The organism is Aliterella sp. E5.1 (genome assembly GCF_057473825.1).
This window is the reverse complement of the sequence record NZ_JBYCCV010000112.1, coordinates 1-11,311: the sequence shown is the minus strand read 5'-3', so window position 1 is coordinate 11,311 and position 11,311 is coordinate 1. Positions and strand designations below refer to the sequence as shown.

Sequence of the window (11,311 nt, the reverse complement as noted above, 5' to 3'; positions counted from 1 at the left end):
ACGTCTGTTGGCAAACAGGACAGAGATAGCGTTGATGTCCGTTGGGCATCTTGCCGTGTTTATGGGCTTTAGAATGATCACACAAAGGGCATTGCATGGACGAGTTGCAGATGAGAGATCCCCTCTACTCTACCAATCCCACGTTTATTTGACGCACTACCATATAAAGTGTAACTCAGGCATAAGCTAACAGAAAAAATTTGTGTTTTGGAAACGCTGCTTGCAATTAATCAGCCTATTGATAGGGTTGTGGTTAGGGCTGAATTTGTTTGTCCAATTAGGGGCAGAGGTTTTTTGGTTTCAAGAAGTTGGATATTTACAAGTATTGCAGTTGCGGCTGACCACCCAAGTTTTAGTATGGGCAACGGCAAGTAGCATTACGGCGTTTTACTTGCTAGGAAACTTAGCTGTAGCCCGCCGATTGAAGTACGCTAAACCGTCAAAGGGTTTGGTCGGAATAACGCGATCGCCAAGTATCAAATTAAACTGGTTGTTACCAGGCATACTGGGATTAAACGGACTTGTAGCTTTACTGGTAGTTCACTACAGCAAAGTTGCTTGGACATACTTGCAGCCTGCTAACTTCAGTTTACCTAAAATCTCGCCGCCAATTCCACCTTTATTTACTCTAGAATCGGTCTGGCAAATGTGCCAAGAATTTAATGGGTATTTGACCATTGGTTTACTATTGAGCAGTGCGATCGCCTTATTGATATATTCAGAGTTATTGTTAAATGCGATCGCCCTATTGCTGAGTGCAATCATGGGTTTGGTACTGTCAGCGCATTGGGCGAATATCTTGCAATATCTGCGTCCTACAGCTTTTAGCAGTGTTGACCCATTATTTCATCGTAATATTAGCTTTTATATATTTACCTTGCCAATTTGGAGACTACTCGAATTTTGGCTTGTGGGATTATGTTTATACGGTTTAATTGCTGTGGCTTTAACCTATCTACGATCGGGAGATAGTTTGAGTCAAGGCAGATTTAGGGGATTTTCTAGTTCTCAGCAACAGCATTTACTCGCCTTGGGTAGCGCCTTAATGCTAGTAGTAGCGTTTACCTATTGGCTAAGTCGCTATGAACTATTGTATTCAACGCGCGGAGTTGCCTATGGCGCAAGTTATACAGATATTGCAATTCAAATTCCAAGTTATACGCTGCTAAGTATTCTGGGAATTGCGATCGCCATATTATTATTGACCAGTGCCACCCAGGTTACCGCTAGAAAGAAACTGAGTTTTGTAGGTTATGTACTGGGACTGTATACAACAATTGCGATCGGTGCAAGCTTTGTTTTACCGATTGTAGTGCAGCGATTAATCGTTCAACCCAACGAATTAGCTAGAGAGCGCCCCTACATCGAGCGGAGTATTGCTTTAACTAGGCAGGCTTTTGACCTAGAAAATATTGAAACTGAAACCTTTAATCCTCAAAATAATTTAACCTACGCTGATATTCAAGCCAACGCCTTCACGGTTAACAACATTCGCCTTTGGGATCGCAAGCCCTTACTAGATAGTAATCGTCAGCTACAACAAATTCGCCTTTACTATCGGTTTCTTGATGCAGACATCGATCGCTACACTTTGCAAGCCGATTCTACCGCTTCTGAAAAACGACAAACTCTAATTGCCGCCAGAGAATTAGATTATAGCGCCGTACCGGAGGAAGCTCAAACTTGGGTCAACAAGCGGCTAATTTATACTCATGGCTATGGCTTTACCCTCAGCCCAGTAAATACTGTAGCTCCTAGTGGCTTGCCAGAATACTTTATTAAAGATATTGGCACTACCACAGCTTTGAACGCTTCGAGCGCTGCTGTCAGCGCTAGTATCCCCATCGGACAACCCCGAATTTATTATGGCGAGATAACTAATACTTACGTGATGACTGGGACTACAGTTAAAGAATTCGACTACCCCAGTGGCAACGATAATGTTTACAACATTTACAGTGGTAGGGGTGGAATAAAAATTGGTTCTTTTTGGCGCAAAACTTTATTTGCTAAATACCTAAACGATTGGCAAATGCTGCTGACGCGAAACTTTTTGCCCGATACCAAAGTATTGTTTAGGCGCAATATTAATCAACGTATTCGGGCGATTGCTCCTTTTTTACAATACGATAGCGATCCTTATCTAGTAGTAGCCGATACCAAAATTCCCGGACAAGAAGGCAATTATTTGTACTGGATAGTTGACGCTTATACAACAAGCGATCGCTATCCTTATTCCGATCGCGGCGCTCAAGGCATTAACTACATCCGCAACTCGGTGAAAGTCGTCATTGATGCCTATCACGGCTCTGTTGACTTCTATATTGCCGATCCTAGAGATCCAATTATCAATACTTGGCAACAGCTTTTTCCTCAATTATTTAAGCCTCTTAGCGCTATGCCTGCTAGTATCCGCGCCCATCTGCGCTATCCCGTAGACTTCTTTAATATTCAATCTGAGCGGTTGATGACCTATCACATGACCGACGCGCAGGTTTTTTACAACCGGGAAGATCAGTGGCAAATACCAAATGAAGTTTACGGCAATAAACCCAAATTAGTAGAACCTTATTACTTAATTACTAGCTTGCCTGCGGTTCCTTTTGAAGAATTTATCTTACTGCTGCCCTACACTCCCAAAGAACGCACTAACTTAATTGCTTGGTTAGCGGCGCGTTCTGACGGCGAAAACTACGGTAAGTTACTACTTTATGAGTTTCCCAAACAGCAATTAGTTTATGGAACAGAACAAATTGAAGCTCGCATCAATCAAGATCCAGTAATTTCACAGCAAATTTCTCTATGGAATCGCCAAGGTTCACGAGCTATTCAAGGCAATTTGTTGATTGTACCGATAGAACAATCTTTGCTTTATGTAGAGCCAATTTATTTAGAAGCCGAGCAAAATAGTTTGCCGACTTTAGTTAGAGTAGTTGTGGCTTACGAAAACCGGATTGTGATGGCAGAAACTTTGGACCAAGCTTTGAGGGCAATTTTTCAAGCCCCAGAAACTACGACTCCAGCCATTATTCGTTCTGTAGGGGAGCCGTAGAATTGGAAAAACTGGAGAAATTTTTACTGTAAGTGAGGAGTTCTATTAATAAAACTCCTCACGTTACCAACTTCAAGTAGCAAGTTTTTATTCGGTATCGTCATGGGCGAACCGATGGTAGAGGAAGTCTAGGGCGTAGTTTCGCAGTTTATAGTATTGCGGATCTTCCATAATGCGAGTGCGATCGCGCGGGCGAGGAAAAGGAATTTCCATTATTTCCCCAATACTAGCAGCAGGTCCATTAGTCATCATTACTAAGCGATCGGACAGAAACAAAGCTTCGTCAATATCGTGAGTAATCATTAGCACCGTACAGCGATGATCGTTCCAGATTTTTAGCAATTCTTCTTGCAATTCCTCTTTTGTAATCGCATCTAATGCCCCAAACGGCTCATCTAGAATCAAAACTTTAGGACGAATCGCCAAAGCGCGGGCAATAGAAACGCGCTGTTTCATGCCACCAGAGAGTTGTGGGGGCTTTTTATCGGCGGCTTCCGTCAGTCCCACCATTGCCAAATGCTCGCGCACGATCGCGCGTTTTTCTGCCTCTGGCTTGTTGGGATGCACGGCGTTAACAGCGATGTAGACATTTTCAAAAGCAGTCTTCCAAGGTAGCAAAGCATAATTTTGAAACACTACCATGCGATCGGGTCCAGGTTTTGTAATCGGCACAGAGCTAAGTTCTACCCTACCGCTACTAGGGGTAGTAAAACCCGACACCATATTGAGCAGCGTTGATTTGCCACAACCAGAGTGACCGATGACGCAGATAAATTCACCCTCCGCTACAGTGAGGTTGACTCCTTCAAGTACGGTGTATGTACCTTTGTTGGCTGTGGGATAGACCTTAGAAACATCCTCTATTACCAAGAATGGACTGGTTTGAGTGGCTTTTGTTGCTGAGGTCTTGGCGTTGGGATCGATATAAGCAAGAGTACGGTTGTGCATTGGTTTAGTTGAAGTAGTAAAGAGGTTTGGAGTAGCGATCCCCCCTAACTCACGGCAATAAAGTGGGAAGCGGAAGCTCATCCGCTTTTTGCCTCCCCTTAAAAAGGGGGGAAAATAAAGCGCCGTTTTTAAGAGATTGGGGGATTTGTTAGGCGTAAATTTCGATTAAGCGGCGATCGTTGGGCGCGAATCGAGTACAACTTCGGCAATTGAGAAATCTTGTTTGATTGGCAGACTGTTGAGATAAGAAATCGGATCGTCGGCATTGAAAGGCGTGCCATCAAATAGTTGAATGGCGCTGCGAGTGTAACTAATATCACCAAGACCTAGTTCTCGTGCGGCGGTACTAAATACCCCCACTTTGCAAATGCGTTCGAGAATTTCTACCCAGTTTCTAGGGAAAGGAGTATCACCCCAACGAGCTAGTTGAGTCATAATCCAAAGTTGCTCGGTGCGGCTGGGGCGATTGACACCGGAAGCTCCATAAAACTGATGGTGGGCATACTCGCGCATTGGATGCTCTAAGCTGCACGTTGAACTACCTGGATCTCCCATCTGGATATAATCTATATCCGTACTTACATACTCTCGCCCTGCTAAAATCTCGCGAATTTCTTGACCGTTCTCCGCCTCGGAACAGTAACGGCAAGCCTCTAGAAGAGCTTTGACTAGGGCAATGTGAGTATTAGGATATGCCGCCGCCCAATCTTCGCGAACGCCGAGAACTTTGCCTGGGTGTCCCAGCCAGATGTCTAAGTCTGTCGCAATAGTAAAGCCAATGCCTTCATCGGCAGCCCGGAGGTTCCAAGGTTCTCCGACACAGTAACCGTCAATACTACCAGCTTGTAAGTCGGCAACCATCTGAGCGGGTGGAATAGTCGTTAGCTTGACATCGCGATCGGGGTCAATGCCTCCGGCTGCCAGCCAATAACGTAGTAGGAGGTTGTGCATTGAAGAAGGATGTACCATCCCCATCCGATGTTGACCTTGGGGAGTTTTGTGTAGCATTTCCTTAAAGTCACTTAAGGAGTAAACGCCCTGGTCGTAGAAACGCTTTGCAAGGGTGATTGCATTGCCATTACGGGTCATAGTTAGGGACGTGACAATGGGGACGGGTTTGTTTTCATGACCCCCCAGAGTCAACCACAGAGGCATCCCGGAAGGCATTTGCGCCGCATCTAAATAACCGCCAGTAATACCATCGGTTATTCCCCGCCAATTAGATTCCCGGACTAGGGTAACTTCATCTAAACCATGCTTGGCAAAAAAGCCTTTTTCTTTGGCGATTGCTAGAGGCGCACAAGCGGTTAGAGGCAAAAAGCCTACCTCTAAATTGACTTTTTCTAGTCCGTGACGAGCGATCGCTCCAGTCTTTCTTGCCCGAATTTTCTTAATTCGTTTTTGCTGGTTGAGAAAGTAAATCATCTCGCTCCGCAAGCTGTAGTAGCTGGGATGTTCTACTACTTCCATCCGCTTGCGGGGTCTGGGAATATCTACCTCTAGAATCTGACCGATTTTTGACTCCGGTCCATTGGTCAGCATGACAATGCGGTCAGATAGTAGCACCGCTTCATCAACGTCGTGAGTCACCATAATTGCCGTAACTTGATTTTCTTCGCAGATTTGCATCAACTGCTCTTGCAAGTTACCCCGCGTTAAGGCATCCAACGCGCCAAAGGGTTCATCCAGGAGTAAGAGTTTGGGACGAATAGCCAAAGCGCGGGCGATCGCAACTCGTTGTTTCATTCCTCCCGACAACTGCCCTGGTTGCTTGTCGGCGGCATGGCGCAAGCCTACCATATCTATATGTTGCTCGATAATGCTTTTGCGATCGCTTGGGGGCAGATCGCTCATCACGGAGTTCACGGCGAGGGCGATATTTTCCCGGACTGTCCGCCAAGGTAATAAAGAATAATTTTGGAATACTACCATCCGGTCGGGACCTGGCTGAGTAATCTTTTTCCCTTCTAGAGTGACAACTCCTTCGCTTGGTAAATCTAAACCTGCCACCATGTTCAACAAAGTTGATTTACCACAACCAGAGTGACCGATGAGCGAGACAAATTCTCCTTTTTTGATTTGGAGGTCAATGCCTTTAAGAGCGATATAGCTACCACCACCTGCTAAGGGAAAAACTTTATCAATTTGATCGACAGCAACAAATACAGACATAGTTAATTTTGGGAGTTAGAGTTTGGAAAAAAGTTATTTTGTTTCGCGTTTTTACTTTGGTTCGGCAGGCAAAATCTTTGTTTCGACCCAACCCATCAATTTGTCTAGCACTAGACCAACAACGCCGATGTAAATTAGAGCTAGTATTACTTCGCTAACGTTGTTATTTTGGTAGGCTTCCCAGATAAAAAAACCAATGCCAACAATCCCCGACATCACAATCTCGGCGGCGATAATTGCTAGCCAAGCTAAGCCAATGGCAATTCTCAAACCTGTAAATATGTAGGGTAGCGCCGCCGGAATTAGGATATTAAAGAAATACTCTTTGCGAGTTAGTTGTAATACTTTGGCAACGTTGTTGTAGTCTTGGGGAATTTGTTTGACTCCAACGGCTGTATTAATTAAGATGGGCCAAATTGCCGTAATAAAAATTACAAACAAAGCGGCGGGTTCGTTTTGGCGCAAGGCAGCTAAAGCAATGGGAACCCACGCTAAAGGCGGTACAGTCCGCAATAGTTGGAAAATCGGATCTAAAGCTTTGGACATCATTTTATTTGTCCCAATCAATATCCCCAAGCCAATCCCCACAATTGCCGCTAGGGTATAACTGATTGCTACTCTTTGCAGACTGGCGAAAATTTGCCAAAATAAACCCTTATCTGTACCACCGCGATCGTAAAAGGGCCAGAAAATCAAGATCCAGGTATCTTGAACAACCTGGATTGGACCGGGTAAAGTTGCCCCTGGAGTCCAAGAAAATAATTGCCATACCGCTAGAAAAATTGCGATCGCAATTATTGGCGGGATAAAATCGGGAAATTGCTTGCTCAGGCGGGAACCCCAACCTTTGGTATTTCTGGCAGGTCGTCGGCTTTGAAGTGTGGTCATTGGCTGTATTTTCCTTTAGTTGTATGAGTTAACAGGCGATCGCCTGGGAACAAAAATGTACTATTAGCTAGAAGTACGCCTGTACATTTTTAAGGTTGGGGAAACGGTAAGTTGGTTGAAATCAACAGCAGACTAGGTTTTTAAATGTTTACTTTCTTAATCTTCAAACTCTGCAAATATGCCTTTGGATTTTCTGGATCGAATTTGACCCCATCAAAAAACGTTTCAACACCACGCGATGTGCTTGTGGGAATATCCGCCGCCGCAATGCCTAATTCTGTCGCCGCTTGTTTCCAAATATCTTCGCGGTTGACTTTATCAATTAGCGCTTTAGCATTTGTCAAAGTATCTGGAGGCAAAAAGCCCCAGCGTACACTCTCAGTTAAAAACCAAAGATCGTGACTCTTGTAGGGATAAGAAACGCTACCTTTTTCATCTTTCCAGTAATGGGCAGCCATCGATTTATCATCAATTACCCGACCATCGCCCATGTCGTATTTGCCCTGAAATGGATCTGTAAGAATTGCGACTGGAAGATTGAAGTAATTGCGTCCACTGAGGATTTGAGCTGCTTCTTCGCGGTTGTCAAAGTTATCCAGCCACTGCTGCGCTTCCATGATGCCTTTCAAAAGTGCTTTGGTCGCCTTGGGATTTTTATCAACCCAGTCAGCTTTCATAGCAAAGTATTCTTCGGGATGATTCTTCCAAATCTCTGCCGTCAATGCTGCCATGTAGCCTATCTTGTCTTTGACAATGCGGTAGGGCCAAGGATCTCCTGTACTAAAAGCATCCATCGTCTCTGTTTTCATATTGGCGACAGTTTGAGCTGATGGTACTGGCATTAAATTAATATCTCGATCTGGATCTATACCGCCAGCAGCTAACCAGTAGCGAATCCAAAAATCCTGATTAACGTGGGGAAAAGTATGTGCGGCTTTAAAGATATTACCTTTTGATTTGAGTTGACTAACAATTGCTTGCCCTTGTGCCAGCTTGAGGTCAACACCCTGACCTTTCCACTTATTAGCAATCGCAATTCCATTCCCATGGGTAACTAGCTGTGCCAATACATACATGGGAATTTTTACATTGCCCTTAGTAATAACACCTTCAGTTATCAAGTGAGGCATTGGCATCTGCCATTGACCACCTTCAATACCTCCACCCTCAGAGCCAATTTCTACGTTGTCCCGCGCTGAACCCCAAGAAGCTTGTTTAGAAAGTTCAACATCAGTCATGCCGTACTTAGCAAAAAAGCCTTTTTCTTTGGCAATAATTAGGGGAGCCGCTTCAACAATCGGGATATATCCCAGCTTAACTTTAGTAGTTTCCGGTGTTTGTTCGGGGCTAAGGTCAACCGCCGAGACTTGTTGCGCTTGACTAATGCCAGAGGAATCGGGAGGATTTCCTAAGCAGCCATTGAGCAATACCGAGCCTACAGCCGATGCTCCAGCAGTTAAAAGAAATTTGCGGCGAGAAATTTGATTGAAAAACTGGCTCATAACATCTCCTGATAATAAATTCAATTTCCTGTCTTTTGTACCGATGCTAAACGCCTAAAGGGCAGTCGGCAGACGCGAAAAACGATGTGCTAAGGAGAGCCAGAAAACTGCTGCGAGCGTAGGCTGTAATCCCTGGAATTAACTCTCAATAGCTCCAAATCCAAACATAAGGAATTTTAAAAACTCGCTATGCCTTGAAGTCATAACTAATGCAGTGGGCAACGGTTATGCTTTCGCTTTGGCGACTTCTTATAGAGAATATCCTAGAGAAATCATAGAAGCAAGCCGTTATTTTTATAATTTTTATAGATATTTTCTATTCATGCGTATAACAGATTTGATTCAAGGCAAATTTCGCCCGTAGCTCCTGCAAATACTAGCTAAAACAAGCATTGGCTTAAATAGCAGGACATGGGGATCGCAGTAAAATCCTCAAAATATGATAGATGAAACCTTAAATATAAAATTAATGATAGAGTTTACCTATGATTAATATTGGTAGGCAAATGGATGTTGAAACACGCAACCCTGCATCAGCTAAAAGTATTTGAAGCGATCGCCAGATCCGGGAGCTTTACAAAAGCAGCAGAGGAAATGTTTTTGAGTCAGCCTACGGTTTCTCAGCAGATTAAGCAGCTAACCAAAGCCGTGGGAACACCGTTATTTGAACAAATAGGCAAGCGCATTTACCTTACCGATGCTGGGAAGGAAGTTTTAATAGCGTGCAAGGATATCTCAGAAAAAATGTCACAACTAGAGATGACTTTGGCAGACTTGAGAGGGCTAAAGCAGGGAAATCTACGTCTAGCTGTAATTACAACGGCTAAATATTTTGTACCGCGTTTGCTCGGACAATTTCGTCATCGTTATCCAGGTATCAAAATCTTTTTGCAAGTCACAAACCGCAAGCAAGTATTGGAGCGATTGAGCGAAAATGTGGACGATCTTTATATTCTTGGACAACCACCGGAGGGACTAGATATTAATCTGCGTCCGATTTTAGAAAATGCCTTAGTTGCGATCGCACCTTCAGATCATCCCCTAGCTGGAGAAAAAAACATTACCCTACAGCGCTTTGCGGAGGAGCCATTTATTATCCGAGAGGCGGGATCGGGGACGCGAATGGCGGTGGAAAGTTTCTTTGCAGAAAATCGCTGTGAAATGAATATAGAGATGGAGATTGGTAGCAACGAAGCAATCAAACACGCGATCGTTGGTGGCTTGGGTGTATCGGTATTATCACGCCATGTTTTGGCGCTTGAAGGCACAAAAGGTCCTCTAACTATTTTGGATGTTGAAGGATTTCCTATCCAGCGCCACTGGTATATTGTCTATCCAGCCAGCAAACAATTGTCTGTGGTTGCCAGCACTTTTCTAGAATATCTTTTAAATGAAGGCAAGCAGATGGTGGCTCAGATAGATTTAGAGTTGACCCAAAGCGAAGAAAAAAGTTTTTCAGCTTGACTAGCGAAATAGCCAAAGCCAGGAAATGCCCTGGCTGTATTCGCAACCAAAAGAAATCACTTAAGGCAAACCAAGCAATATTACCAATGCAGTATGGTACAAGTATTATCTAACTCGTCTTTTGGTGCTTGCGCTTCAACAAAGCACCACCGCCTAAAGCATCAAAAGCCAAAATTCCCAACATCAAAGTAGGTTCCGGGATAGGCGCGGCGGTAATTCTACCAAAAACCCCGGCGGTAGTGCTTTGGTTTTCAAGGACGCGGAACTGATTAACTGTGGTAAAACCTCCGTCTTGGCTAAAACTATCTAAGGAAAGAGTGTAATTAGTTGTGCCAATTGTGAAAGTCTGCCCGTTCTTCAGGAGTACCAATATTAGGCGTGCTATTGTTCTGAAGATTGAAGTTGAAAGCTTGATTAACATCTGTAGGATCGGTGAAATCTACTAAAATGTTGAGAGGCACAGTATCAACAGTTGTGCCTAAACTAACGGATCCATTGTAGTAAGTGAAAGTTCCAATCTGGAACGAAAAGTCAACAGTCGTAGAAAAGAAAGTGCCAGCAAAGCTATACTGATTTGGTGACGAACCTTCAAAGGATTCACCAAAGGTAAAAGTATTGGTTCCAACTCCTGTAAATACAGGATTGGCGTTCGCGCCTGGGTTAGGAGTACCAAAAGTACCGCTAGAGTTTCCTGAAAAAGTTTGTGCAAAGCTAGGGGTTGCTACAATGAGTTCTACTCCTGCCCCAAAACAAGCTCTAATAAGTTTTGCTGGTTGCATTGGCTGAATTCCTGCCATAATCTAGGTTTATTTAAAGCTGCCTTTCTTGGATTCTTTCTTTCTGGCTTGTCAATCTTTCAACAGCAACTTTAGCCTATTTTTAAGTGAATGTAAGACCTAAGAATTGGCAAGAAGTTGCGACAAATGGGGCGGCATCGGCTGTGCGTGTACAAGCTGACCGCTTGCTAAATACTCAAGTTCGTCAAAAGTTGACTTGCGCCCTAGCACTTGGTTGCGATGCGGATGACGACCAAATCGAGCAATTATTGCCCGATGTCTGCATGCTTGGGCGGCGGAAAACTCTAGTAGTTCGCAATCCTCTGGTGGCGATTCTTGTACAAGATCCTCTGCCAGCTTGACCACCAAATCTAACTTCTCGGGTAGTGCTAAACAAGTAATGATGTATTGTAATAATGAACAAAATACCAAATCGCACCAATGTGATTCTCTAATGATTTGGAGAAAGACAATGTTTTTCGTACCAAACGAGACACTCTTTGTCTGAG

General features: G+C 44.0%; 11 protein-coding genes. 2 read left to right on the top strand and 9 right to left on the bottom strand.

Features of this window, described 5'->3' with window-relative positions; translation table 11 throughout:
* A partial coding sequence (locus AC2VE5_RS21555; RefSeq protein WP_486886923.1) for an IS1/IS1595 family N-terminal zinc-binding domain-containing protein occupies positions 1-97 on the bottom strand: 97 nt, incomplete at its 3' end.
* Positions 98-202: 105 nt separating this feature from the next.
* Here AC2VE5_RS21555 and AC2VE5_RS21550 point away from each other — a divergent pair.
* On the top strand, positions 203-3,052 hold the full coding sequence (locus AC2VE5_RS21550; RefSeq protein ID WP_486889735.1) for a UPF0182 family protein: 2,850 nt from the start codon (positions 203-205) through the stop codon (positions 3,050-3,052).
* Positions 3,053-3,139: 87 nt separating this feature from the next.
* On the opposite strand, the gene AC2VE5_RS21545 is transcribed toward AC2VE5_RS21550, so the two are convergent.
* From AC2VE5_RS21545 to AC2VE5_RS21530, 4 genes are all read right to left on the bottom strand, one after another.
* Positions 3,140-4,000, bottom strand: a complete 861-nt coding sequence (locus tag AC2VE5_RS21545; protein WP_486889737.1) for a nitrate ABC transporter ATP-binding protein — start codon at positions 3,998-4,000, stop codon at positions 3,140-3,142.
* Positions 4,001-4,165: 165 nt separating this feature from the next.
* Entirely contained in the window at positions 4,166-6,172 is a 2,007-nt protein-coding gene (locus tag AC2VE5_RS21540; RefSeq protein ID WP_486889734.1) for a nitrate ABC transporter ATP-binding protein, read from the bottom strand.
* Between the two features lie 51 nt (positions 6,173-6,223).
* Positions 6,224-7,060, bottom strand: a complete 837-nt coding sequence (ntrB, locus tag AC2VE5_RS21535; RefSeq protein ID WP_486889733.1) for a nitrate ABC transporter permease — start codon at positions 7,058-7,060, stop codon at positions 6,224-6,226.
* A gap of 140 nt (positions 7,061-7,200) precedes the next feature.
* Entirely contained in the window at positions 7,201-8,562 is a 1,362-nt protein-coding gene (locus AC2VE5_RS21530) for a CmpA/NrtA family ABC transporter substrate-binding protein (protein ID WP_486889732.1), read from the bottom strand.
* A gap of 513 nt (positions 8,563-9,075) precedes the next feature.
* Between AC2VE5_RS21530 and AC2VE5_RS21525 the strand changes: the two genes are divergently transcribed.
* Positions 9,076-10,026 (top strand): LysR family transcriptional regulator, encoded by a 951-nt coding sequence (locus AC2VE5_RS21525; protein WP_486889736.1) that lies wholly within the window; start codon positions 9,076-9,078, stop codon positions 10,024-10,026.
* 109 nt (positions 10,027-10,135) lie between these two features.
* Here AC2VE5_RS21525 and AC2VE5_RS21520 read toward each other — a convergent pair whose 3' ends face one another.
* The 4 genes from AC2VE5_RS21520 to AC2VE5_RS21505 form a co-directional block, all read right to left on the bottom strand.
* Positions 10,136-10,396, bottom strand: coding sequence for a hypothetical protein (locus AC2VE5_RS21520; RefSeq protein WP_486889731.1), 261 nt, complete (start codon positions 10,394-10,396; stop codon positions 10,136-10,138).
* The gene (locus AC2VE5_RS21515) at positions 10,350-10,823 is read right to left on the bottom strand and encodes a choice-of-anchor K domain-containing protein (protein WP_486889730.1); all 474 of its coding nucleotides are present in this window, start codon (positions 10,821-10,823) and stop codon (positions 10,350-10,352) included. The genes AC2VE5_RS21520 and AC2VE5_RS21515 overlap by 47 nt, the downstream gene beginning before the upstream one ends.
* A gap of 99 nt (positions 10,824-10,922) precedes the next feature.
* Positions 10,923-11,168, bottom strand: coding sequence for a DUF924 family protein (locus AC2VE5_RS21510; RefSeq protein ID WP_486889728.1), 246 nt, complete (start codon positions 11,166-11,168; stop codon positions 10,923-10,925).
* Between the two features lie 23 nt (positions 11,169-11,191).
* Positions 11,192-11,311, bottom strand: a 120-nt coding sequence (locus AC2VE5_RS21505) for an IS1 family transposase (protein WP_486889214.1), incomplete at its 5' end; no start/stop codon positions are given.

Coding starts and splice junctions, on each gene's coding strand:
- AC2VE5_RS21545 (WP_486889737.1), bottom strand. CDS start 4,000: ATGCACAACCGTACTCTTGCTTATATCGATCCCAACGCCAAGACCTCA.
- AC2VE5_RS21540 (WP_486889734.1), bottom strand. CDS start 6,172: ATGTCTGTATTTGTTGCTGTCGATCAAATTGATAAAGTTTTTCCCTTA.
- ntrB (WP_486889733.1), bottom strand. CDS start 7,060: ATGACCACACTTCAAAGCCGACGACCTGCCAGAAATACCAAAGGTTGG.
- AC2VE5_RS21530 (WP_486889732.1), bottom strand. CDS start 8,562: ATGAGCCAGTTTTTCAATCAAATTTCTCGCCGCAAATTTCTTTTAACT.
- AC2VE5_RS21515 (WP_486889730.1), bottom strand. CDS start 10,823: ATGGCAGGAATTCAGCCAATGCAACCAGCAAAACTTATTAGAGCTTGT.